The sequence below is a fragment of the Pseudolysinimonas yzui genome (assembly GCF_014653215.1).
Taxonomy (GTDB): Bacteria; Actinomycetota; Actinomycetes; order Actinomycetales; family Microbacteriaceae; genus Pseudolysinimonas_A; species Pseudolysinimonas_A yzui.
The window spans coordinates 1-24,008 of record NZ_BNAI01000002.1; the positions used below are offsets into that span (position 1 = coordinate 1).

Consider the following 24,008-nt stretch of genomic DNA (forward strand, 5'->3'; position numbering starts at 1 on the left):
AGCCTGCGAGAGCCCCTGGACGGTGACGGCGGTGATGATCAGACGAGCCTTCGACACTCCTCAGAGCGTGGCCGAGGGTTTCCTATGTCTTGAGACATCGGTTTCCTATGTCCTGAAACCAGACACCTCCGTCTCCGCTCTACAAATGCCTGATCAGCAGGCCTTCGAGATCAGTCGCACTTCCGGCTGGGCGGTCGTCTCGACTCGGGTGGCGCGGCGTCCATCGTCCTCACATCGTCCCGGACTGCGGCGATTGCGCTTCGAGTGGCGCCGCCAGCGTCCCGCAGGCGATCCCATGAAGGCTTATCGCTTGTCCTTCGCCTTGGATTCGTTACGCCGACCCGAGTCTGAGTCCCGGAAGCCGCCACCCTCGCGCTGAATGCGAACCTCGCCGTTACCGCGGCTCGTCTTGTCGACGATCTCTCGCGCTCGATCGATCGCTTCTTTCTGGGTGCGGAAGACTCCGGAGGCCCGCTCGGCGTGCTCCTTCTTCACCGCCCAGCCGTCCTCGTGCTTCACCACGTAGCGGTCGCCGTCGTTGCCCTTGCCCATGGCCGATCCCTTCGTCAGGTCGCGCGTGGTTGCGCATTCCCATCTTCAATCACGTCGGCGTCACCTGGGTAGCTGGTCGGCATGGAAGAAGCGACGTCCCACGTCACTGGCCGAGGTAGACGGGCGCGATCCCGGCATCGAGGCCAGCGTGGACCGGCCGATATCGTTGCCCGGTCTTTGGATTGCGTGGCCGGCCAAGCGACCAGTCGAGCCGGATCGCGGCGTGAGCGTCGTTTCGGTCGGCGTGGCTCCCAAGGTCTGCCCCATCGAGAGCCCTCGCCTGCCAAAAGGTTGCCTTGTGCCTGCCGAGCGCGACAGCCTGAACGGCGCCGATCTCGCGGCCGTAATCGTCATGGACTGGGTGCGTTGGCTCCGGCATGCGATCGAACATACATTCGAAAGTCGCGACACGCCAGAGTCCCAGCGCTCCAAGCCTGCGAGCCGTCTAGCTGAGGCGCACGAGCCCGCACTCTGGGCATTTCCACCGCGCCGGTCCCGCGTCGTCGGGGACTCTCATCGATCCGAGGCATCGCGAGCAGTTTGGTACCCCGATCTCGTCGTCCACGACCACGATGGGTCGTCCACGACCACGATGGTAGGTACTCTCATAGAGTTTGACGATCAAGTCCTCCACAGAGCCCTATTTCGCGCGGGTCCATGACGGCTTCAAACCGCGTTCCTGGTGAGGTAAGGACAGACTGCCCGTTGGGCCCACTCGACTACGGGCCGCTGAGCCCATTGCCGCCCTTCGACGCGTGGGGGTAGTCGGTCCGAGAGTCCCAACGCGGCGGCATTGCTGGGGCCATCGCGTCTAGGCGGGCGATTGCTGCGGCGTCCTGCGCTTCGCCGAGGACATGCGCATAGATCCGCAGCGTGGTGTTTGGATTCTTGTGTCCGAGCCACTCTGACACTTGGTTGACGGGGATGCCTGCGCGCAGCCAGGACGACGCGGCATAGTGGCGCAGAGCGTGAATCGTGTATCCGTGAGCAGTCTCGCCCCATTTGAGGTACCGGCGGAGCAGATTCCCACGCAACTGCCGCCCGGTCTTGGAGCTGAACAAGAATTCGTCCGCCCCACGTCCGTCAGCCCTACGTCGGGCGATTTCATAGGCACGGGTGACAAGTGGGATCGTTCGGCCCTTCCTGGTCTTGGTGCCCTTCTCGGCATAGCCGTCCGATTGAGCGCGAAGGACCCGGATCGCCGGGTACGACAGGTTTTGGAGGTTGCGCACACGTAGCGATCGGAGCTCGGACCACCGCAATCCGGTGAGACTGATGAACTCCGTAACCTCGGCCATCAGCGGGTTGAGCTCGTATTGGCGCTGGAGCGTATCTGTGAGCTCGGCGTCGGTGAATGTCTCGATGCCCTCGGAGTCCTGTTCCTTGCCGGCGGGCATGCTCACTTCGCGGACTGGGTTACGTAGCAGCATTCCTTCTTGGACGGCGTAGTTGAACAACGCACTTAGGGTCGTGCGTGACCGGGATACGGTCGAGCGCGCCTTGATCTTCAACTCGTCGGTGAGGTGGCGGAGAACGTCGCCTCGACCGATCGAGCTGATCGGCAGCGCGTCCCAGGCGCGGGGTGTGGCCTTCAGGTTGTCGCTGTCGGTTCGCCATGTGTGCGGGGTCACTTGGTCGCGGCGCGCCGCGAGGAAGGTGGCGACCACCTCCGCAAACGGCGTTGAGGTCTGGCTAGGCGGAAGGAACTCTCCAAGCTGCAGGGCCCGGTACTGCTCCCGCTCCCACGTCTCCGCGTCCCCTTGACGCCTGAACGTGCGCGTCGCGACCAGCTGGCCGGCGTGCTTGATCCGCACGTCGTATCGGAGAGCGCCCGATGTCACCCGCCGGGTATGGATGCTCATGACTGGATCCCGGCTAGCCGATGGATATCGACGCGTCGATAGACGCGACGGTGGGGGGTGATCGCGACCGGCTCGACCGGGGAAAGTCCGGCAAGGGCGAGGGCGCGCAGGGTCGTGCGGTGAACTCCGAGGCGGGCCGCCGCCTCCGTTTCCGAATAGAAGAGGCTCCCGCCAGGTTGAGGCGCCCATGCGCCGGTCTCTGTACTAGTTGGCTCGTCGGCGTCCATCCGGTTGGCGACCGACGGCGTACGTGATTCCATCGAGCAGGCCGGCGTTGCGGGCTTTGGTGATCCAGTGGGTTGCTGTGCGCTCGGGGATGCTCAGCTCGGTCGCGACCGCGCGCATGGGCGCCTGCGCGGAGAGCGCTGCGATCCCGTAAATCACCTGCACGAGCTCGAGGGTTTCGCCGGTGGGTCCGGCTTTGGCGGCGGTGGTGGACATCCACTCGGGCAGCAGGCGGCCGCTGGCGCCGAGGAGTTCCCGGACTGTGCCGTGGCCGATCTCGTCGTCGGTGATGGCCACGCAGTACGGCACGGCGGCGCTGAGCAGCTCCCCGAGCCGCACTTGGCGCAGCACGGTTGGGGTGATCTCGGCTGCTTCCCCGACTGCCTTGTGGGCGGTGCTGGTGATGCGGTACCGACCGGCGTTGGGGGAGTAACTGGCGCTGATTTTGGTTTCGACGGGGATGTCGTCAGCGACTGCCGTGGCGGTGAACGCCGGGACGATTCGCAACGCGGACCCGAGCGGCAGTGTCGCCTGTTTGGCGGTGACTGTCTTGCCGTCGGGTGTACGCACGTCGATCTTCACCTCCCTAGTGTGCCTTTCCGCGTCACGGATTCGCTATTGCGATTACTTGACATATTTCTACACAGTTGGTTCGCTGTGTCAATAGGTGTCACGGAATCGCAAACGGGAGTCGGGTGGTGGAGAACGAGAAGAAGCGGCGGAGGAAGGCGAGCGGTCCGAGCACGGAGAGCGCCGAGCAGCGGGATCGTCGGCGGGAGTACAAGCGCCGCTGGCGGGCGGAGAACGCCGACAAGATCGCGCAACAGAAACGTGTGTGGCGGGAGAACAACCTCGAGCACGATCGCGAACGCAACCGCACCTACATGCGAGAGAGGGCGGCCGAAGCCCGGACCGCCGAGACACGGCGGCAACAGAAGGCCGAGCAGGCGCGTGCCCGCTACCACGCCGATGTCGAGGCGAGCCGAGCGCGAGCCAAGGAACTCGCGGCGCGGCGACGGGAAGCGGATCCGGAGAAGTACCGCGACGACAAGCGCCGCTACAACAAGGCCTGGCGGGAGCATCGTCGGGAGGAGATCAACGCGCGCCTGCGGGAGCGGAACCGGCTCGATCCATCGCAGAAGGCGGCTGCGGGCCCGCCGGTTCTATGACCGCCACGCCGACGAGATCCGAGCCACCCGACGACGTCGCTACGAGGAGAACCGCGAGAAAGAGCTCGCACGGCAAAGGCTCTGGCGAGAACGGGAGAAGCGACGGATCGGGCTCGGACTACCAGCCCGTCGAGTGCACCGCCTTCCGCTCGAGGAGCGTCGACAGAACGTAGCTGCCGCCGACGCCTTCTTCCCCAGGCCGGTCACGCCAGAACTCCTCGCGAAGGTCAAGGCCGACCTTCGAACACCGCCAGAGCTGATCGAAGCGCTGAAACGAGACCTCGCGCGCTTCCGTGCGGAGCAGTACGCGCTGCGCAATCCGGAGGTGAGCAGCACGGTCGTCACCCGCAGAACCGCCGAGGAGGAACGAATGGACGCGATCGGGCGCGTCATCAACGATCGGCTGCGCCTCACCCCACGCCGCCCCGACCCGCCCACATACTCCCCGCCGCTGCCCGAACCTTCGAGAGGGCTGGAGCTGTGAGCGCCGCAGTCGGTCCGCGCTTCCAGGGGCGCCGGTCCCGCGGCCGGGGTGCACCTCCACAGCGAACCGACGCTCTCGCCCCACCCCGACTTCCGCAAATCCGCGCGGCTGGCCGCCATATCACCGACCATCACCATCACACCCAGCAGGAAGGAACCAACCCCATGCTCGACCGATCGCAGATCGACGCCGCCATCTTCCGTGTCGCCGTCGCCGCATTCACCTACTACCCCGACAAGCCGAACCGTGAACCCGGCTACACCCTCGACGAGGACCTCGACTGGTGCATGCGCCCCCTCCGGCACCTTCCGGAAGCGCCCCGTCGTGAGATGCGCGAGCAGATCGCCTCACTCGTGACCGATCCGAGCGCCGACCGACAGGCCTTCATTCGGCGGCTCCAGCGCTACGTAGAGAACACCGAACAATGACCCGACCGGACCCGACCCCGAGGTCGACTGTTACACATGCGCCGCGGCCGGCGACCTCACACATCATCAGCGGCACCCGTCCGCCCCTGTATCGGCGGTTGGCGCGAAAGGAAGCGCGGTTGCGTGAGGATCAGTTCGTCGCCTTGTCGCGTTTGGTGCGGATCCTGGCCCGCCGTCGGACTACTCGCAGCGGGCATCGTCTGACCGAGAACACCCTCATCCGGGTCGCGATCGACTTGCTGCTCACCCGCGCCGACCAACTCTCAGGCAACACCGAAGCAGAGATCCGAGCCTCAGCACTAGCCAGCCAACCGCCCCCGACACCCGAGCCCGAATAGCTTGCGTTCTCGATCGGGTTGCTCCCGGTCCGCCGATCGTAGTTCGCTGCGCAGGCTCCGTGCCCGGCTTTCGCGACATATCCTCCCTCGCTTCGCTCGGTCCGGTATTCCACGACCGGGCACTGCGCCCGCTCCGCTCTCAATCGATCTATGTACCGGGAGCAACCCGGCTGAAAATGAGAGAAGGAGCATAGCCATGGCTGACACTGCAACGCTCGGCACCATCGAGCACATCGACCCCGCGCAGATCGAGGTCGAAACCAACATCCGCACCACCGTCAAACTCGACCCCGGATTCGTGGCATCCATCCGCGAGTACGGCGTGCTGAGTCCGGTCGGCTGCCGCCGCACCGAGGACGGCACCGTTGCAGTCCGCATCGGGCAGCGCCGGGTGCTCGCTGCCCGCGAGGTCGGACTGCCCACCGTGCCCGCCTACATCGTGGAGGGCGACGACTCCACGGTGGAGCGGCTGTTGGAGCAGTTCGTGGAGAACGAGCAACGCGCCGCACTCACCGAGCCGGAGCTGGCGGCGTTCTTCCAGCAGTTGGCCTTTGAGGGACTCACCGTCCCGCAGATCGCCAAGCGAACCAGCGTGCCCAAGAAGGTCATCGAGGCGGGCATCAAGGTCGCCGAAAGCGAGTTCGCACAGAAGGTCGCAGCCAAACACGAGGTCACCCTCGACCAAGCCGCCGCAATCATGGAATTCGAAGGCGACATGGACGCCGTGAACCGGCTCGTCCAGTACGCCGAGGACGCCCCGGAACAGTTCACCCACGAAGTCCAGCGTCAGCGCGACGAGCGGGTACGCCGAGAGGAAGTAGCCGCCGAGCAGGCCAAACTGATCGAGCAGGGCTACACGATCCTGCACGAAGCGCCCTACTACGACGACAAGGACACCGCCCGCCTCAGCGACCTGGCCACCAAGGACGGAGCAAACCTGACCGTCGAGCACCTGGTCGGTGTCGGTGAGGATCGGCAGGCCCATGTGGTGTGGGGCTGGAACGGGCTCACCACCACGGTGTACGTGCACAACTTCAAGACCTACGGGTTCAAGAAGCGCACCAACACCGGCAACGGCCCCATGACCGACGAGCAGAAAGCCGAACGCAAGACCCTGATCGCCAACAACAAGGCATGGGACTCCGCCGAAACCGTCCGCCGCGACTGGCTCACCGCCTTCCTCGCCCGCGAGACCCTCCCCAAGGACGCGAACCAGTTCGTCGCTGTCGCCGTCACGGCCCACCGGACGACAGTCGCGGGCGGGCTGAGCAATGGCAACCGGCTCGCCGCCACCCTGCTGAGTCTGGACGCGCAGGACTCGGAGTGGGGAGCCAGCCCGATCGACCCGATCGCGGCAACCCAACCCACCCGAAGTGGACACGTGGCTCTGGCCGTTGTGCTGGGAGCAATCGAGGACAGCACCGGACGGCACACCTGGCGCAACCCTGGCCGGGAAGCCGTCGCCTACTTCGAGCAGATCGCCGCCTGGGGCTACCCGCTCTCCGACGTCGAGCAGATCGTGACCGGCACCGCCTCCGGCGACAACGAGGCGGAGCCCCGCGATGACGACCCCTCGACCCCGGACGAGGACGACAACCCCGCTGCCTGACGAGGCGACACGGTCACGAGAGGATCGTGCTCCCGTGGCCGTGCCTTGTCTGCGGACTCCACCGACCTGGGTGGGCGAAGGAGGCTGTCGATAGAATCGGCCGAGAGCGGACGGAGCAAGCGATGGTCGTGGAGCAGTCGACATGGCACGTCAACGACGTCGTCGCCTACGACCTCATGCGCGAACTGTCAAACAGCGTCCAGGCGCACCTGCTCGAGCTCGTTCGACAGGGCGACCCATCCGCAGCCGACCGCTTGAGCGAGATCCGCCGCGCGACGCTCGCCGTCGACGGGTACGACCGGGCCGCCGTCGACGCCTATGCGCAACAGCTGCAGCAACGCGACACCGAGCTCGCGCGGTCGGCCGCCGATGCCAGCTGAGCCGACACCGCTCCCACCCGAAGAACTCGACCGGATCTACCGGACCTTCATCCGACCACTCCTCTTCGACCCCTCACCCTCGGTCGGCACCGCCGCACCCACCCTCGTGCTACTCGGTGGCCAGCCCGGTGCCGGGAAGTCGCGCGCCAGCGCCCGGCTGGTAACTGAGCACGACGGTCCCATCGCGGTTCTCAGCGGTGACGACCTCCGCATCTTCCACCCCGACTACCGCCGCCTGATCACAGCCAACCCCGAGCAAGCCGGCCCGGTGTTGGCAGAAGCCACCAGTGCCTGGGTTCGCGCTGCGATCCAAGACGCTTTCCAGAGCCGCCACAGTCTCATCCTCGAAGGAACCTTCGGAGATCCCACCACCACACTGGCCACCGCTGCCCGATTCAGACAGACCGGCTTCCAGATCCGCATCGTCGCCATCGCGTCACCGCGTGTACTCAGCATCATCACTGCCGCGTCCAGTTACTTGCGCGACCTCAGAGCCGGCGCTCCGGCCCGGTTTACTCGGTTATCCGCGCATGACCGCGGATACGCGGGCACAGCCCGACTTATCGAATGGCTCGACCCCGCTACACACGCCGATCGGATCACGATCCTGAGTCGCATCGGTCGGATTCTCTACGATCACCACGTCGATCAAGGCGGCTCAATGCCAGACGATGCAGGAGCGGCGCTGCGCGACGGACGGCACCCCACCTCATGGGGTGCGCGCTCGACGATGGAGGTTCTTGGCGAGCTTAAGCAGATCACCGCGTACGCGATCGCGTCGGGCCACCTCACTGAAGATGTCGCTGAGCTTCTCATCGAGGCCCACTCTCTCGCGCTCGAAGAGGTCGTGCCCCGGCTGAGCATCGACGCCGCCTCCCCCCAGGCGCGGTTCATTCGGCAGGCCGTCACGGAGCAAGCGATCACGCTGCGCCGCGCCCTCAACCCACCTGTGCCCAACGGGTCAGAAACGGGCCCGATCGAGCCGACGTCTGGCATCGGGGAGCCCGTCCGTTGAGCGGCCAGCGTGGACGCCTGACATGCTGCGTTCCTACGGAGCGACCGGAAAGTCTCCGGACACGCCGGGGGATTCACTGACGCAAACGGGCCGGTAGAACGGAACTCCGAACTTCTCCCAAGAGCCCAGGGTCTACTCGGGCGTCGGCACGCCACGGCCAGCCGCGGGCCGTGTCGCCGGCAGCGTGCCGTAGTGGCCGGGCCCCGATCGCCTTGCAGCGCGAGTAGCCTGCGCGACAGGGGCGGCCAATCGAAGGCCCGCCGTCGAGATCGTCGAAGGGTTCAGCAAGGGGAAATTCAGGAGCTCGATTGCTCTTGCAAGCCGGCGGGGCATGACACCTCACAATGACCGATGCCTCTGGGATAATCGCCGCACCAGCTGCGCTGTCAATTCGACAAAACAGCATGTCGGCCGCTTGATAACTTGAGGTAAGTACAACTAGCGGCGATGGCGCCAAGGATCGGACCCGATGAGCGAAACGACAACGACGGCGAGCGTACTGAAGCTTTGGTCAGACGAGCCGGCGTCCTCAGACCTGCTCTCGTTCGATGCCATCGCGGAGACGGTCGCGGACGCTCTGTTCGACCCCGATCTCAACCCGATCGCGTTGGGAGTATCGGGCGCGTGGGGCTCTGGGAAGACGACCGTTCTCAATTTGATCAAGAAGCAGGTGAAGGCCCGTTCCGAGGAGTCCGGTACAACCGTCCTCGTGGTGCGGGCGGATCCGTGGCGGTACGACCCGACCGTCGGACCCAAGGAAAGCCTGATCGCGGAAGTACTTACTGCGCTTCAGAAGGAGTTCAAGGGCGAAGACCAGGTTGTCGCGGGTGCGACCGCGGCCTTGAAGAAGCTGGTGCGGAAGGTCAACTGGTCCAAGGCGATCAAGATGGCCGCCCGCACCGCGCTGACCGCTCAGCTGCCGTCTCTCGACGCGGTGATGGAACTCGTTAGCGACGATCCGGAAGCCATCGAGTCCGAGAAGGGGATGGAGACGTTCCGCAAGGACTTCAAGGCGCTGCTGAAGGAGCCCGCCCTCGAACACGTCTCGCAGGTTGTGGTCCTGGTGGATGACCTTGACCGGTGTCTGCCGGAGACCGTTGTCGAGACGCTTGAGGCCATCCGTCTCTTCCTCTCCGCGAAGGGCATGTCCTTCGTCATCGCCGCCGACGAGAGCCGGGTGGCCGACGCCATCCGCCAGAAGCTTCAGATGCGGGTGGCGGCCGATGAGACCGAAAGCGTTGCGAGCCTCTATCTGCACAAGATCGTGCAGACGACGATTCCGCTTCCCGCGCTGAGCGAGTTCGATACCCGGTCGTACCTCTTTCTTCTCATGGCCCGGAGCGCGGGCGTGCGTGGGGACGCCTACAACGAGCTCGTGGACGGCTGCAACGCGCTCCGACGCGCGACCGGCAGCCTTGACGATCTAACCCTTCCCGAGGCGCCCGATCTCGCCCTCGAGATGGCGACCGCTACTCGGCTCACCCCGATCCTCTATGAGAAGTTCCAAGGGAATCCGCGCCGCATCAAGCGTTTTATGAACGACCTCTACGTCCGCCAGTCCGTTGCGGAGCGGCGGGGCATTGACCTGTCGCCGGACGCGATTGCAAAGCTGATGGTCATCGAGCGACTGCTCGAAAAGGACTTCGAGGAGCTTCTGAAGTGGCTCGCCGCGGGGCAATTGCGCGAACGCCTAGACGAGCTGCAGAAGGTCGCCAAGGGCAGCGCGAACGCGGCCGAGGCGGATGAAGCACCGAAAACCGCGGATGACGCCGACGATGCTGGCCAGCCGGAAACTGCGGCCGAGGGCGGCGATGCCTTCTCGAGCACGATGGTGCGCTGGGCGATGCTTCCGCCGACCCTGGACGCAACCAAGGTGAGCGGGTACCTGACCCTGGCGGCAGCGTTCCGCGGGCGGATCCTGCTCGACGAGGCGCTTCCTGAGAAGCTTCGCGATCTTGCGTCGAAGCTGACGTCGGGATCGCAGCTCGAGCAGGGCGCGCTCGACACGGATGAGCTGAAGGCGCTGCCGCCGGGCGACCTGGTGACCTTGGTGAACCACCTCGGGCGACGGATGCAAGACGATCCGTCCATCCAGCTCGGCGCCGCGAACGGACTCATCACCATCGCCGAGCTCGCGCCGAACGTTGCGGACGAGGTGCAGGCGGCGCTCCTCAGACTCCCCGCAAAGGAGCTTCAGGTCGCAACTGTCACCCTCTTCCGCAAGAAGGCCGCCGAGTTTGATCGAGTCCTCGAGGCGTGGGAGGGATCCGCGACCGGTCCCGTTCTGAAAGCGATCGGCTTGATGAGGAAGGGTTCCTGATGGGTACAAGCGGCGCATTCACGGGAAGCGCGAGTCCGGAGGCGAAAGACCTCCGAGACTCGATCGCCGATTGGCTGTCCGGCCAGACCGGCTCGCCTGGTCCAGCCGACCAGGGGAGTCCTGCTGGCATGCCGTCTTCTACTATCGGTCCGGGCATCGGGCTGTGGGGCCGCGGCAGTGGCGGAGGCGGCGGGGGAGGCGGCGGCAGCGCCGGCGGCGGTGGATCGGGCGGGGGAGGCAGGAGCTACGGAGGCGTCGGACGAACCGTCGGACGGGTATCCGGACCAGCCGGGCGCGCTGGATCGATCGCACGCGCGTATGTCGCTGGCGACCGCGGCGCGCTAGAGGCCGCCGGCCTCAGCTACGACGAGCTCAGCCGGCTGGGCGATCCTCTCGAGGTGGGTCAACGCATCGCCGACGCTGCGTTCGACACGCTGCCGGACGGGTCGATGGCCGACCACGAGGCCCGGCTCATCGTCGGAGATCTCATCGGCTGGGTACTGGAAGCGCCGGCCGGTCAGGAGCCATCCCCGGAGGCGGTGGTCCGCCACACGATCGAACTCATGGTCAATCGCGCAATCCTGACCGAGGTAGGGGACAACATCAGGCAAGAACCAGACCGCGCAAAGCGCGAAGCCACGACGCAAGACATCCGCAACTCGGCGAAAGTCTGGGCGGCTCGGGCGGACCTCTCGGCTACCGGAGCGACGCCGGCGGAGATTTCGGCTGCCATCGAAGGTGGCGTCGCCGAACTGGTCCAGATCTGGGAGTCGGAGTGACGAGGCTGACCCTCAATCTCGACGCTGCCGACCCGGTCGAGGGTTTCGACGAGGTGTTCTTGTGGGACGGCGGCGCTGAGGATTCGTTCAAGACACGGCTGGACCCCGCGCTGATGGCACTCGGACCGGTGCCCGCCTTGAACGCGGACTTCATCTACCTAGCCCTCGCCGCATACGCGGCCGATCACTCCGTGAAGAGACAAGGCGGCGGGACCAACTGGAACAGCCGAGCGCTCGAGTTGTCGGTGCCGGTTTCTGACCCCGCGGCGTGGTCGAACCTCGCAGGCGACCTGGGGCACGTCGTAGGATTTCTGACCGGAGACGACTGGACGTTCGAGTTCCGACAGCTCACCGCCGTCACCCGGACCGCGTCTCTGGTGGGCGACCAGTCCGAACGAGTAGTGCTGTTCAGCGGCGGCGCGGACTCCGGAACCGGCGCGCTCCTTTCAGCTCTCGCGCTCCAGTCAGGAGAGACGCAGACACTCGTCTCCCACGCGAGCGCCTCCGCAGCGAGTTCGCCCCAGACAACTCTGTCCGCTGCGCTCGAGGCCCTCAGTCCCGGCACGCAGGCCGCGCACCACGCGATATTTCTCTCGCGTAAGAAGCGACGGCTCGACGGCACTCTCTACGCTAGTGAACTGTCCAACCGCTCGCGCTCGCTCCTCTTTCTGGCGCTCGGCCTCGGCGTCGCCGCCCAGTCAGGGGCGCCCCTTCGCATTCCGGAAAACGGATTTGCCTCCCTGAACCCGCCTCTGGGCCCTGAGCGACTCGGGTCACTTTCCACCCGCACGACGCAGCCGTGGTTCCTCTGGAGGCTCAGCGAGACGCTGGCGTCAATCGGGACTCACGCGCTCATCGAGAACCCGTTCCAGCTGATAACCAAAGGCGAGATGTTCGCCGAGGTGAAGACGCGGCTGGGCGCAACGAAGGCGTCAAAGTATCTTTCCGAGACCAACTCGTGCTCGCACACTAACCAGCAGTTCGCACGGGTGCAGAAGCAGGATCGGGTGGCAAGCGGAACCCACTGCGGCGTTTGCTTCGGGTGCATCGTGCGACGTGCATCCTTTCGCGCCGGCAAGGTGACAGACCGCACGCCCTACTTGTCCGAGAACCCTGTCTTCGCCGAGTACGTTGCCAACAACACCGTTCTCGAAGCGACTCGCGACTTCGCATTCGAACCGATTTCCACCGGCACGATCCTGAGCATGCCGTTGCCGCCGAACATCTCCGTGACGCAGGCGATGGACCTCTGCGTCCGCGGGCAAGCGGAGATCCGGAGCTTCGTGCAGTGAGAGACCTGCCGCCGCTCGATTGCCACGCGCACATCTCCCCGGAAATCGATCCGAGAACCCTCGAGGGTCTCGGGGCGGTGACCCTCATCGCGACGCGATCAGTGCAGGAGTTCCAATCGGTCGCCGGCCGCTCAGATCTTGTGAGCGTGTGGGGAGTCGGGTGTCACCCCTCGCTGGTCCGGACTCAGGCCGCCTTCGACGCGAAAGCTTTCCAGAAGGCGATGGAACTCACACCGTTCGTCGCTGAGGTCGGGCTCGACGGCGGGTCGCGCGTTCCCCTGGAGAAGCAACAGCAGACTCTGCGAGCGGTCCTAGGGCTACTCGAGGCGACCCCGCGCATCGTGTCCGTCCACAGCCACAAGGCCACGGGAGAGGTCCTCGCGCTACTCGCGGCAAGCAAGGGCGCCGATGGTCTGGTACTCCATTGGTGGCGCGGTGACGAGGAGCAGACGGCACGGGCAATCGCTCTCGGCTGCTACTTCTCAATCAACTTCTCGATGATCCGCCTGACTGACGGCTGGCGATCGATTCCTCTGGATCGAGTCCTTGTCGAAACGGACCATCCTGCCGGAGACCGGTTTTCTGTGAAGCCAAGGCAGCCGGGTCGCGTTCAGCCCGTCGAGGCCGCACTCGCGGCGCACCACAATCTCGCGGCACGGGACATCCGTCTGCGCATCTGGGCGAACTTCGCGCGGATGGTCCGGGACACCAACGTCTTCGAACTGATGCCCGTCCCGATCCGTCGGATGGTGGAAGCCGCGGCACCCGGTACGAACTGACCTCAACCACGCAGCACCTATCGAAGGAGATGAAATGGCGGCAGTACGACTGGTGTACAAGCGGGTGGACGGCAAATGGGCATGGCGGCTGACAAGCAACGGCAAGGTGATTGCCACCGATGGCGGCCAAGGATATGAGAACGAATCTGACGCTCGTGAGATGGCCGATCGGATCGTGTCAGGGGAATTCAAGAACGCCGAAAAGAAGATTCGCCGCGAAGCCTCATGACCCTCTTCGTGTACGTCGACAACTCGAACCTGTGGATCGAGGGCCGTCGCGTGAGCGCGGTCAACAAAGGCATGGCGACTTCTCTTCAGGACGCCATGAATCGAGGGGTGACTGATCAGACCTGGAACTACGACTTCGGCAAGCTGTACCGTGCGATCTGCCCCGAGAACGAGACGATCGGACGATCGAGCTTGTTCGGGTCGCGGCCGCCCACCAACGACTCGCTCTGGCAGCTCGCTCGCGACCAGGGCTTCGAGGTCTTCACCTTCGACCGCAACCTTGCGAACAAGGAAAAGCAGGTGGACGTCGCGATCGCCACGCAGATCATGGCCGACTCCTACGAGCGCATGAAGGCGGGAGACCGCATAGTCCTCGTCACGGGCGACCGCGACTATCTGCCGACGATCGAGTCAGTGATGGCACGAGGCTTTCCGGTCATCGTGGCCTTCTGGCGTCACGCGACGGGGCACGAGCTGCAGCGCGAACCGGTGGACTTCTTCGCGCTCGACCCGCTCTTCGGCTACCTCACCAAATAGCGCGAAATCATGGCCGATCGATTCAGGGACGATACCGACCTCGAGTACTTCCTGCCGACGCCGATCTGGCCGCCGGCGCTCAAGCAGCCGGCGCGGCCGCCTGCGCTCGTCCATCTCGATACCGCGCAGTGGATTCGTTTCGCCCGCGTTCTACGAGGCGATGAGCTTCCGGCGTACGCGAGTCTCCTGGAAGCCTTGCGAGAAGCGGTGGGCGACGGGCGCGCGCGCATCGCGATGAGCGGTTCCCAGTACCGCGAAATCATCAAAGTCAAAGATCCGGCGAAACGCGGCAAGCTCGCCGCCGTGGTCGAGGAGCTCACTGACTTTACCTACATCACCAGCCACCTTGATGTCGTAAAGCTCGAGCTGCAAGCGAGCCTCGACGCGATCACGGGCACGACCGGCCACAACTGGATGCCAATCGATCTCATTGGCACGTCCGCGCTAAATGTGATGGGGCGCGTCGGCGGACTGAAGATCCAGGAGGGCGACGAGGACATCACCGAGCGGCTACTCGCTGAAGACCCGACGTGGGCGGAGCGCATCGCTGACATGAATAGACAGGCGGAGCGGATGCTGCTCAGCGGGCCGAGCGATGAGGAGGCAGCCGAGATGCGGCCCGAGGGCTACGAGCCGGAGGCCTCCGAGCAAATGATGATCGACAACGCGATTCTCGAAGAAGCTTGGGCCAGGCAGATCGACAAATATCGAGCGACTCACCGCGTTCGCGACCTCGTGCTCTGGCGGCACCTTCACCTCGAACTCCTCGACATGATCGTTCGCGAGCAACTCGTCCGGGGCATCCGGGTCGACGATATTTTCTCCGATCCCGTGGGCGGCGCCCGCTTCGTTCTCGGTATGCCGTCGAGCGCGGTCACGGTGTCGATGAAGGCGCAGTACCACCAGGATCCCAGTCGTCGGTGGACTGCAAACGACCTTTACGACTTCGATGCCTTGGCGCTCTCGATTCCATACTGCGACGTGGTTTTCGCCGACGCCTCTGCACGAGATGCGGCGATTCGTCGCGGGTTGGATCGGCATTTCGGAACACGCATGCCACGTAGACCCGAGGACCTCACCGCATTGCTTCGGGGCCTTGCCTCGGTCGAGCCCTCCAGGAAGCCCGAGCCGGGTCAGTCCCCGCTCCTCGAGTGACAGCATCAGAGGCTCTTGGGCTGGCACGGCAACGATTCCGATTCAGTCTCGCTCCCCACCACGCACCGCCGCCAGCCCGATGAAACGGACGAGTCGCCACCACGCCATCTCCGGGCCCGGGACTCACAGAGTTGACGAGATGCACGCAGGCACTCGGGCGTGGCAACGCTGGTCGCGTCTAGCTTTGAGGAGTGAGGGGTGGGCTGGAGCGGTGGAAGCGGGGCGTCGCTTCCGACGGCGTTCGCCAGGCGGTCGGCTACGCGTTCGAGGGTGTGTGCGACGCGGCCCGCGGTCACCGGCTAGTTGGCGTCGAGCAGGCCGTCGCCTATAGTGACGCCGGCGCTGGGACCGTCACCCGGTTCATTGTTACGCACGATGTCATCGAGCAGGATCTGCTCGATGCCCTAGGTCTGGCTCGTTGGGTCGATGGCGCGGACCCCGGTACGGGGGAGTCGCGCGGGCGGGTGCTCACGAGCCCGGACGCGGACTTGCTGTTGGACGCGACGATGAACATGCCCAAGTCCTACAGCCTCGCGGTGCTTCTCGCGCCCCAGCTCAGGGAGGAGTTGGCGGCGCTGCTGGATCGAATCCGGGACCGGACGCTCGTGTTGTGGCAGCGGGAGCTCAATGCGCGCCGCGGTGCGGGCGGTGTGATTCGGGAGCCGATCGCACGGCTTGAGGTGGTGGAGTTGCGGCATGAGCGCTCTCGCGCGCTGGACCCGCACCTCCACCGCCACCTCTGGCTCGGCGTGAAGGTGCTAGGCGAGGACGGGGTGTGGTCGAATGTGGATTCCCGGGTGGCGATGAAGGTGCACACCGTGGTCAACGCCGAGGGCGACCTGGCAGCTCGAACCGACCCGGCCTGGGTTGCTGCGCTCGCCGCTTGCGGCTTCACGCTCGACGCGGAGGGGGAGATCGCCGAGCTCGCCCACTTGGTGCGGCCGCTATCGCGCCGGTCGAACCAGATTGAAGCGAATCGAGCGCTGCGGCTGGCCGGGTGGCGGCGCGACCATCCCGGGCAACACCCCGGCCATCGCGTGCTCGCGACGATCGACCGGTGGGCGTGGGCGCAGCACCGCCCCGGCAAACCGCACGCCGTCGACGAGGAAGGATGGCAGGATCTCATCCGCACGGAGGTCGCTGCCCTCGACCCATCCGCCGCTCGGGGGCGGTCCGCTGTCGGTGTGGAGCGGAAGCGGTTGGGGAGCCTGGATCGCGACCTGCTCGCGGCGACCGCCATCGCCGACGCGGACCGGCGCTCGGCGGGCAGCGGAGGAAGGTTCAGTCGGTACGACGTTCGGGCGGGCTCGCTCCGCGCCCTCGCCGCCTCGGGTATTGTCGCCGACCGGGCACTTCTCGAGGAAGTCGTCGAGGACGTCACAGAGCGAGCGGTGGAGGGTCATGTCATCGACTTCCTCGACGGCGAGGTCCGGGTGCCGGCGCATGTGAAGCATCTGATGTCGTTCCCGACGGCGCGGGACAAGCGCGACCTCGCGGACCGCTTCGATCGACTGAACACTCGCGGACGAAGTATCCGCGCCGACACGATCGGGCGGATCGCGACAGACGTGCTCAGCGAGGACATTTCGATGGATGCCGGGCAGGTGCAGGCGGCCGCCGCGATCTCCGGGACGACTCGGCTGGTGACCGTCACGGGACCAGCGGGGACTGGGAAGACGAGCCTGCTACTGGTCGCACGCCACGCGCTAAGGGCCCAACGACGGCGCATGATCGTGGTCGCCCCGACCCGGAAAGCCGCGACCGTCGCGGCCCGCGACATCGGCACGGCAGCATCCAGCCTGCACGCCCTGCTGGTCGATCACGGCTTCCGCTTCGCTCAGGACCCGACCGGCCGAACCGTGTGGACCCGGCTACGCCCCGGCGACACCGACCCCACCACGGGCGCCACCTACGCAGGCCCGCGCCACTATCCCATCCAGCCCGGGGATCGGATCGTCATCGACGAGGCGGGGATGGTCGACTTGCAGACCGCCAACTCGCTTGCCGAACTTGCCGAGGGTGTGGGTGCGGGGATCGCGATGATCGGCGACCATCTGCAGGCCATGCCGGTCGGGCACTCCGGTGCGATGGCGACTATGCAGCGCCGTTCCGGCACTGTGGTCGAGCTCACCGCCGTCCACCGGTTCAAAGACCCCGACTACGCGGCCCTCAGCCTGCGAGTGCGCGACCCGGCCGACCACGCCGACGCGCTCGCCGTCGCTCAGGAACTAGCCGACCGGGGTCATGTCGATACGGTCGCCAGTGAACAGGAGGGCCGCGAGCGGATGGTGACCGCCTGGTTCGAGCATGCCGGGCGTGGGGAGCGGGTGGCGCTGGTGACCGCCACTAATGCCGAGGCGCAGCAGATCAACGACCGTATCCAACAGCAGCGACTCGACCGCGGCGAGCTGAACCCCGCTCGGCTTGCGCTTGGACAACACGGGCAGTACCTGCTGGTGGGCGATGTGGTGCAGACCCGCCGCAACGACAGCGACACCGGGGTCGACAACCGTGCCACCTGGACCATTGCCGACATCCGACAGGGTCGCATTGAGCTGACCTCGGTCACCGATTCGGGCGACCGACGAACGGTCACCCGCGACTACGCCGCCGAGCACGTCCACCTCGCCTACGCGTCCACGGTGCACGGCATCCAGGGCGAGACCGTGCACGCCTCGTATGTCGGACCTGGCGTTGATGCCGCCGGCCTCTACGTCGGCATGACCCGCGGCCGTGCCGCCAATACCGCGATCACGGTCGCACGAGATCCCGGCGAAGCGACCGAGCGTCTCGCCCAGACCATGCTGCGCGGTCGGCTCGAGGTCACCCTCGACGATGCACTCCACGCCGCCAACCAAGAACTCATTAGGGCCGCCCGCGCCACTCGATCGCCGGGAACCGGCACACAATCGTCGATGGCATCGCAGATCGCCGACGCGGACAAGCGGTGTCGTGCCCTTGAGGATGCGGTGCGGCAAGGATCCGTCCGTGCCGCCGCTGACGACTCAACCGGCCATGGTCGTATCGACCTTGAGGCGTTACAGGAGAAACAACGCGAGAGCGCGGAACGGCGCGCCATGCTCCTCGCAAAGTTGGAAGCCGAACGGGCACGAGGAGAACAACTCGCGATCGAGGCCCGACACAGATTGTGGGTCGTCGCACGTACATCTGCCTCGATCGCCGCGGAGCCGTCGCTGTCGAACAGCACGCCGACCACAGGGGGATCGGTTGACGGACCGTAATCGGTGCCGAGGCTAGTCCGATCCGTCAAGTCGCTCCCCGATGCGAGCTGGGTCTTGCCGGTGGTGCAGCACGGCGATGACCTCGATCACCTCCGCTTCGGCTCGAATCCGGTACCAGAGCTGGTAGGGGAAGATGCGCATGCTGACGCGTCGTGCCGAACCGCGGACAGCAGGTGCGGAGTGCGGATAGTCCTGGACGAGCCTGGTCGTGGCGAAGAACTCGTCGATGAATCGATGGGTCTGTTCGGGTGCCTCGGCGTCGTAGTACGCCTGGGCTCGGTGGAAGTCGCGCTGCGCGTTGCCGCTGAGACTGATGGCGAAGGTCACACGGTTCGCCGGGCGCGGACCTCACGCTCGAACTCGTCGAGGGGCGTGAAGTCGTCCGGGTTGGCGTCGGCTTCGGCGACGCGCTGGTCGATGATTGTTGCGACCTCGGGGGAGATCTCGCCGTGGTCCAGCGAACCTTGCAGGAGCGAGATGAGCTCGCGACGTGCGCCCTCATCGAGCCGCAACGCCCGTTCGAGGAGACCCTGCTCAACCATGCAGCAATGGTACCTGCGCGCGCCAACGATCAGGTCGACCTGGAATACCTCGTGGACCTACGGAACGAGAAGATTCCTGAGCGGGTCGAGGCCCAGATGCACCTAGTCCGCCAACTGCGAGAAGCGCGCGTGCAGTCGTTCGCTGCGCGCAGCGTCGGCGACATGTCACCGGGGCTGATGAAGGTGATTGGCGACTACCTTTCCAACAGACGCGAAGAGACAAACTCGTCGTGATCCCAGTCGTGCTCGGCCTGAGCCGTCGTGAGACGTTGGAGTCCGTGACGGCCGCCGTCGAGCGCATCCGGGGCAAGCCCACCATTTTCAAGCCAGTCGACTGGCTCGAAGGAACCGGCGCGACCGGGCTGTGGCTGCCTTTCGAGGACGTCGATGAAGTGCTCTACCTGCCGACCCGGTCGCAGTTGTATCGCACTCAGATCCTTCTCCACGAGTTGTCGCACATGATCCTCGGCCATGATCGGATCTTCGCCGCCTCAGCAAACCGCATGGCGCTGATTGCGGGGGAGTACACCACGCGCGCTCTGTCGCACGCACTCGCCCGTTCCACAGACCGAAATGAGTACGAGGTTGCGGCCGAAGCTCTGGCGGACGAGCTTGCCGCAGTCATCCGTTCCGGCCCCGCCGAGCCGGCCTGGTTCGAGGGAGTGCTCGGATGACCGAGGTCATCGTGACCGCGTCAATGTGGGCGCTGGTGATCGCCCTGATCGCGACCATCCGCGCTCGCGTTGATCAGAGTGTGCTCTACGCGTCATGTGCGGTCGCCATGTCCCTGACCTTCAACATCGACCCGCTGTACCTCAGCGTTGACGGTTGGTTCAGTGGCCGCAATTGGCTTGATCTGCTCGCCAACCTGCTGCTGGTCACCGGGGTCTACTTCTTGTCCCGCACTGTGCTCCGGGCGGTGAACGGACCGACCTACAGCTCTGTCCCGCTCCGCATCGGGTTGGCCGCGGTTCTTGCTGCGATCACGGTCCTGTTCGTGTTCATCGAGGCGCCAAGCTCGAGCACGACATTCATGGCCGACTATGGTGCACAACTCCCTGCGGCGCTCTACTCGATCGTGCAGTTCAGCTATGTCGGACTGGTGATGATGACCACCGCGGTCGCCTGCATCCGGTACCGCGGCTCGATGACGACTCCCGGATTCAGGATCGGTCTGGCAATCATCGCGGCTGGCTGCTTCAGCACGATTGCCCTCGCACTTGTGATACTCGCTCTGGACCTGCTGCACGTCGTCGGTTCGCCGCTCATGGATGCCGTGGGATCCCTCTACTCGCCAGTCTACGTGCTGTCCGTTGCGCTGCTGTGTATCGGCTTCGCAACCGCACCGTTGAGCCGTTTCGTTCGGCGCATCGTGACCCGACGACGGATCAGTGTGTCGCTCAAATTGCTCGGCGCGATCCTGTCGCGCCGCACAGGCGAGGCTCCCACGGCGCTCGTCCTCGAATCGCGGGAGGCGCAGCTGCATCGCCTCGTCGTGTCGCTGCGGGACGCGATCACGGCTCAGCCGGACGAGCCTCTCGCGCCGCACGACGCGACGGAGCTCGAGCGGGCTGAGCGGTTGCTGCTTCGACCGAAGTCTGCGAATGCTCTCCCGTCTGCCTGACCGTCTGGCCGCTGACGTCATCGCGCGGCGGCTGCAGGCGATCACCGCCCGGCGGTATGACCTGCCGGTCCTCAGCAGCACACAAGGCACGGTGACCGTGCCGGCCACCGTCTCCACGACCCTGCCCGGCCGGTACGGCCTGCTGTCGCGCGGTGGCGCTCTCGCCCAGGTTGGAGAGATCCTTGACGTGTCGTCTGACCGTGTCACTCGAGAACTCGTCACCAGGACGGCGAAGGTCGCGGGCCAGCGCATGAGCTGGACAGGCGCAATTCATGCTTCGTCCGACCAGCTCGCAGGCACAGTCGAGACAGTAGACCTGTCGACGGAGGGGGTTCCTTGTCGGGCATGGGTCATCGCGCCACGGGAGATGTCCACGCGGTGGAGTGTGCACATGGGTGGGCTAGGTGCCGATGCGCGCAGCTCGCTTCGCAGCGCCGAGGTTGCGCTCGCTGCGGGGCAAGGATGCATGGTGCTCGGAATTCACCGCCGCCGCAGGCATGGATTCGGTGTGCTCGAGGTCGGCGTGATCCGTCGCGCGTTCTCTACACTCCGGGACCGCGGCGCAACCTCCGTTACGGGCTTCGGGTGGTCATTCGGCGCTCTCGCCATGCTGCTAGCCCACCGCCTCGCTCCGGATCCGCTCATGCGGGCGTTCGTCTTGGTGAGCCCGTTGCTTGATTGGTTTGCATCGGCCGCCGTAGCCGCTGCAGCGGCCGGGATACGGCCAGCGGTTCTCGATGGTGCGGTCGCAATCGCTGAGGCTCGGAACCGCTACAACGTCCCGTGGTTTCGCGGCGCACTCCAGCTCGACGCGCTCCCCTGGCCAGCCGATCGCCCCCTGGCGATCCCCGCGCTACTACTGCACTCACGCGGCGACCAGACCAATCCGTTCGAGACAACGCACAGGTTCGCGGGAAGCCACGAAGAAGATGTAACCCTCATCGAGCTCCCTAACGCACCCCACACCCTGGAGTGGAACGCAAACGAGTACGCGGTTACGCAAGCCGTCAGCGCATTCCTCCGAACACAATGAGTCGCCCGGGTTCAGCACCGGGTCCAAAGATTCATCCATAACCCTATAGTCAGTGGATGCTGACCATTGCCTCGCGCCTCGATGTGATGAACCGTCTTGGTCGTGCGATGGCCGATCCGACCCGCTCCCGGATCCTGCTGAGTCTGCTCGAGAGGCCGGGGTATCCGGCCGAGCTGTCGCGCGGCCTCGAGCTGACCCGTTCCAACGTGTCGAACCATCTTGCGTGTTTGCGCGGGTGCGGGATCGTCGTCGCGACGCCGGAGGGTCGCCGAACCCGCTACGAGATCGCGGACCCGCACCTGAGCCGCTCTCTCTCATCGCTGCTGGACGCGGTACTCGCCGTCGACGACGGTGTGGTCTGTACCGACGAGACCTGCGACGTGCCGCTGTGCTGCGGGGGAGAAGTTTGAGCGGCGAATGCTGCGGACCCGAAGACGGGAAGGAGCAGCTGAACCTCACCCTCGAAACCCACCACCGCGACAGGCACGGTGACGACCACGAAGACGAGGATGACGAGCACGATCACGGCAGTAGCGAGGAGTTCGTGCCGTGGTGGCGAGACCGGCACCTGCTCCTTCCGATCGCGTCGGCAGCCTTGCTGGCCGTGGGGTACGCGCTCGATTGGTCCGGCGTCGACCTTCCCGCGACGATCGTGCTCGCCGCCAGTCTGCTCGCCGGCGCGGCCACGTTCGTTCCCGGTGCGGTCAAGCGCCTGCTGCGCCGTCGGGTCGGAGTCGGTCTGCTCATGACGATCGCTGCGGCCGGTGCTGTGCTCCTCGGCCACGTCGGGGAGGCGGCCGCGCTGGCCTTCCTTTTCTCGATCGCCGAAGCGCTCGAAGACCGGGCGATGGACAAGGCCCGCACCGGGTTACGTGCCCTGCTGTCGCTGATCCCGGAGACTGCCACCGTCTCCAAGCTCTCCGGCGAGGTGACCATGCCGGTCGACGAGCTCCGTGAACTCGACATCCTCGTGATCCGTCCAGGCGATCGAGTCGCCACGGACGGGATCGTGGTCAGCGGTCGGAGCAGCATCGACAACTCCGCGATCACCGGCGAATCCATCCCCGTCGAGGTCGGCCCGGGTGATCATGTACCCGCCGGTTCGATCAACGGAGGCGGATCGATGCAGCTCGAAGCCACCGCAGATGGCCGCGACAACTCCCTCACCAAGATCGTCGAACTGGTCGAGCAGGCCAGCGCGCGCAAGGGTGAACGCGCCCGCCTCGCGGATCGCATCGCCAGGCCTCTGGTCCCGGCGGTGCTGATCCTCGCGGGCATGATCGTCATCTTCGGATTCATCGTGGGCGACCCGCTTCTGTGGACCGAGCGCGCCCTCGTCGTGCTCGTGGCCGCATCCCCATGCGCGTTGGCGATCGCCGTTCCGGTCACCGTGATCTCAGCGATCGGCGCCGCCAGCAGGTTCGGTGTTGTCATCAAGTCCGGCGCGGCGTTCGAGCAGCTCGGAGCTGTCGAGCTTGTCGCCTTCGACAAGACGGGCACCCTGACCCGTGGGCGACCCGAGGTCGTCGCCGTCGAGGCGGTTGAGGAGGGCCAGCGCGACCGGGTCCTCGCCATCGCTGCCGGCCTCGAGTCCCACAGCACCCATCCGCTCGCGGCCGCCATTGTCACCGCATCCGCCGATCCCGCGCCGGTCGTCGAGGTCACCGAGGAGCCCGGTCGCGGGATCACAGGGAGTCTCGATGGCCAGGCCGTCCGGGTCGGCAGTCCCCGTTGGATCAGCCCTGGTGCGTTCAGCGATCGGGCCGCCTCGTTCGAAGAACAAGGCATGACGGTCGTCGTGGTCGAGTTCGGCGGAGAAGTTGTCGGCATTCTCGGCATCCGCGACGAACTCAAGCCCGAGGCAGCGGACACCATCCGACGACTCGCCGCCGTCGGCATCGACACGGCGATGCTCACGGGTGACAACACCCGTACCGCCGCAGCCCTGGCCCGCCAGGCGGGGATCACCGACGTGCACGCCGAGTTGCTGCCCGGCGACAAGGCGTCCGCGATCGAGACCTATTCCGCGACCCGCCGCACGGCGATGATCGGTGACGGCATCAACGACGCACCGGCGCTTGCGGCCGCCGATGTCGGGATCGCTATGGGAGTCAGCGGTTCCGACGCCGCGATCGAATCCGCATCCGTTGCCTTCACCGGCAACGACCTCCGGCTCATCCCCGCTGCCCTCTTGCATGCGCGCCGAGGCCGACAAATCATGACCGGCAACATCGTGCTCTCACTCGGCATCATCGTCGTGCTGTTCCCACTTGCGCTGCTCGGCGTTCTTGGGCTGGCCGGTGTTGTGCTCGTCCACGAGATCGCCGAAGTGGTGGTGATCCTCAACGGCAGCAGGGCGGCGAGGAGACCGCAGTCGCTGCAGGCCTAGGAAGCGCGGACTCGCTGGTCCGGTAC

At 65.7% G+C, this 24,008-nt stretch carries 26 protein-coding genes; 20 read left to right on the top strand and 6 right to left on the bottom strand.

Features of this window, described 5'->3' with window-relative positions; all coding sequences use genetic code 11:
* Positions 1–303: 303 nt before the first annotated feature.
* The 4 genes from IE173_RS05790 to IE173_RS05800 all read right to left on the bottom strand — a co-directional run bounded on the left by IE173_RS05790 (position 304) and on the right by IE173_RS05800 (position 3,221).
* Entirely contained in the window at positions 304–552 is a 249-nt protein-coding gene (locus IE173_RS05790) for a DUF2188 domain-containing protein (protein WP_191282532.1), read from the bottom strand.
* Positions 553–1,271: 719 nt separating this feature from the next.
* Complete coding sequence (locus IE173_RS05795) at positions 1,272–2,414, bottom strand: tyrosine-type recombinase/integrase (RefSeq protein WP_191282533.1); 1,143 nt, start codon at positions 2,412–2,414, stop codon at positions 1,272–1,274.
* A complete protein-coding gene (locus IE173_RS15670) occupies positions 2,411–2,674 on the bottom strand; it encodes a MerR family transcriptional regulator (protein ID WP_373298452.1) in 264 nt (87 codons plus the stop codon). The genes IE173_RS05795 and IE173_RS15670 overlap by 4 nt, the downstream gene beginning before the upstream one ends.
* Positions 2,619–3,221: a hypothetical protein gene (locus IE173_RS05800; protein WP_191282534.1), complete on the bottom strand. Its 603-nt coding sequence runs from the start codon at positions 3,219–3,221 to the stop codon at positions 2,619–2,621. Before IE173_RS05800 ends, IE173_RS15670 begins: the two co-directional genes overlap by 56 nt.
* A gap of 113 nt (positions 3,222–3,334) precedes the next feature.
* Between IE173_RS05800 and IE173_RS05805 the strand changes: the two genes are divergently transcribed.
* The 14 genes from IE173_RS05805 (at position 3,335) to IE173_RS05870 (ending at position 18,394) form a co-directional block, all read left to right on the top strand.
* A complete protein-coding gene (locus IE173_RS05805) occupies positions 3,335–3,808 on the top strand; it encodes a hypothetical protein (protein ID WP_191282535.1) in 474 nt (157 codons plus the stop codon).
* A 133-nt stretch (positions 3,809–3,941) separates the two neighbouring features.
* On the top strand, positions 3,942–4,292 hold the full coding sequence (locus tag IE173_RS05810; protein WP_191282536.1) for a hypothetical protein: 351 nt from the start codon (positions 3,942–3,944) through the stop codon (positions 4,290–4,292).
* A gap of 164 nt (positions 4,293–4,456) precedes the next feature.
* The gene (locus IE173_RS05815; RefSeq protein WP_191282537.1) at positions 4,457–4,720 is read left to right on the top strand and encodes a hypothetical protein; all 264 of its coding nucleotides are present in this window, start codon (positions 4,457–4,459) and stop codon (positions 4,718–4,720) included.
* A 534-nt stretch (positions 4,721–5,254) separates the two neighbouring features.
* Positions 5,255–6,667, top strand: a complete 1,413-nt coding sequence (locus IE173_RS05820; RefSeq protein WP_191282538.1) for a ParB/RepB/Spo0J family partition protein — start codon at positions 5,255–5,257, stop codon at positions 6,665–6,667.
* A gap of 128 nt (positions 6,668–6,795) precedes the next feature.
* Positions 6,796–7,047 (top strand): hypothetical protein, encoded by a 252-nt coding sequence (locus IE173_RS05825; protein ID WP_191282539.1) that lies wholly within the window; start codon positions 6,796–6,798, stop codon positions 7,045–7,047.
* Positions 7,037–8,062, top strand: a complete 1,026-nt coding sequence (locus IE173_RS05830; protein WP_191282540.1) for a zeta toxin family protein — start codon at positions 7,037–7,039, stop codon at positions 8,060–8,062. The genes IE173_RS05825 and IE173_RS05830 overlap by 11 nt, the downstream gene beginning before the upstream one ends.
* A gap of 469 nt (positions 8,063–8,531) precedes the next feature.
* Positions 8,532–10,382, top strand: a complete 1,851-nt coding sequence (locus IE173_RS05835) for a KAP family P-loop NTPase fold protein (protein ID WP_191282541.1) — start codon at positions 8,532–8,534, stop codon at positions 10,380–10,382.
* A gap of 398 nt (positions 10,383–10,780) precedes the next feature.
* Complete coding sequence (locus IE173_RS15455; RefSeq protein WP_229841932.1) at positions 10,781–11,161, top strand: hypothetical protein; 381 nt, start codon at positions 10,781–10,783, stop codon at positions 11,159–11,161.
* On the top strand, positions 11,158–12,453 hold the full coding sequence (locus tag IE173_RS05845; protein WP_191282543.1) for a hypothetical protein: 1,296 nt from the start codon (positions 11,158–11,160) through the stop codon (positions 12,451–12,453). The genes IE173_RS15455 and IE173_RS05845 overlap by 4 nt, the downstream gene beginning before the upstream one ends.
* Positions 12,450–13,232, top strand: a complete 783-nt coding sequence (locus IE173_RS05850; RefSeq protein WP_191282544.1) for a TatD family hydrolase — start codon at positions 12,450–12,452, stop codon at positions 13,230–13,232. The genes IE173_RS05845 and IE173_RS05850 overlap by 4 nt, the downstream gene beginning before the upstream one ends.
* Before the next feature lie 34 nt (positions 13,233–13,266).
* Positions 13,267–13,461: a DUF1508 domain-containing protein gene (locus tag IE173_RS05855; protein WP_191282545.1), complete on the top strand. Its 195-nt coding sequence runs from the start codon at positions 13,267–13,269 to the stop codon at positions 13,459–13,461.
* The gene (locus IE173_RS05860) at positions 13,458–13,997 is read left to right on the top strand and encodes an NYN domain-containing protein (protein WP_191282546.1); all 540 of its coding nucleotides are present in this window, start codon (positions 13,458–13,460) and stop codon (positions 13,995–13,997) included. Before IE173_RS05855 ends, IE173_RS05860 begins: the two co-directional genes overlap by 4 nt.
* A gap of 9 nt (positions 13,998–14,006) precedes the next feature.
* Positions 14,007–15,152 (top strand): hypothetical protein, encoded by a 1,146-nt coding sequence (locus IE173_RS05865; protein WP_191282547.1) that lies wholly within the window; start codon positions 14,007–14,009, stop codon positions 15,150–15,152.
* A 191-nt stretch (positions 15,153–15,343) separates the two neighbouring features.
* A complete protein-coding gene (locus IE173_RS05870) occupies positions 15,344–18,394 on the top strand; it encodes an AAA family ATPase (protein ID WP_229841933.1) in 3,051 nt (1,016 codons plus the stop codon).
* Between the two features lie 12 nt (positions 18,395–18,406).
* Here IE173_RS05870 and IE173_RS05875 read toward each other — a convergent pair whose 3' ends face one another.
* Positions 18,407–18,721, bottom strand: a complete 315-nt coding sequence (locus tag IE173_RS05875; RefSeq protein WP_191282548.1) for a type II toxin-antitoxin system RelE/ParE family toxin — start codon at positions 18,719–18,721, stop codon at positions 18,407–18,409.
* Complete coding sequence (locus tag IE173_RS05880; RefSeq protein ID WP_191282549.1) at positions 18,718–18,936, bottom strand: hypothetical protein; 219 nt, start codon at positions 18,934–18,936, stop codon at positions 18,718–18,720. Before IE173_RS05880 ends, IE173_RS05875 begins: the two co-directional genes overlap by 4 nt.
* 6 nt (positions 18,937–18,942) lie before the next feature.
* Here IE173_RS05880 and IE173_RS05885 point away from each other — a divergent pair, with 6 nt between their 5' ends.
* From IE173_RS05885 to IE173_RS05910, 6 genes are read left to right on the top strand one after another with little or no spacing between them, the layout of a single operon-like run.
* Entirely contained in the window at positions 18,943–19,170 is a 228-nt protein-coding gene (locus IE173_RS05885) for a hypothetical protein (RefSeq protein ID WP_191282550.1), read from the top strand.
* A gap of 44 nt (positions 19,171–19,214) precedes the next feature.
* Positions 19,215–19,610: a regulator gene (locus IE173_RS05890; RefSeq protein ID WP_191282551.1), complete on the top strand. Its 396-nt coding sequence runs from the start codon at positions 19,215–19,217 to the stop codon at positions 19,608–19,610.
* Positions 19,607–20,560: a hypothetical protein gene (locus IE173_RS05895; RefSeq protein WP_191282552.1), complete on the top strand. Its 954-nt coding sequence runs from the start codon at positions 19,607–19,609 to the stop codon at positions 20,558–20,560. Before IE173_RS05890 ends, IE173_RS05895 begins: the two co-directional genes overlap by 4 nt.
* Complete coding sequence (locus IE173_RS05900) at positions 20,541–21,593, top strand: alpha/beta hydrolase (RefSeq protein ID WP_191282553.1); 1,053 nt, start codon at positions 20,541–20,543, stop codon at positions 21,591–21,593. Before IE173_RS05895 ends, IE173_RS05900 begins: the two co-directional genes overlap by 20 nt.
* Before the next feature lie 56 nt (positions 21,594–21,649).
* Positions 21,650–22,003 (top strand): Cd(II)/Pb(II)-sensing metalloregulatory transcriptional regulator CmtR, encoded by a 354-nt coding sequence (gene cmtR / locus IE173_RS05905; protein ID WP_191282554.1) that lies wholly within the window; start codon positions 21,650–21,652, stop codon positions 22,001–22,003.
* Positions 22,004–22,041: 38 nt separating this feature from the next.
* Positions 22,042–23,982: a heavy metal translocating P-type ATPase gene (locus tag IE173_RS05910; RefSeq protein ID WP_373298459.1), complete on the top strand. Its 1,941-nt coding sequence runs from the start codon at positions 22,042–22,044 to the stop codon at positions 23,980–23,982.
* Positions 23,983–24,008 lie beyond the last annotated feature (26 nt).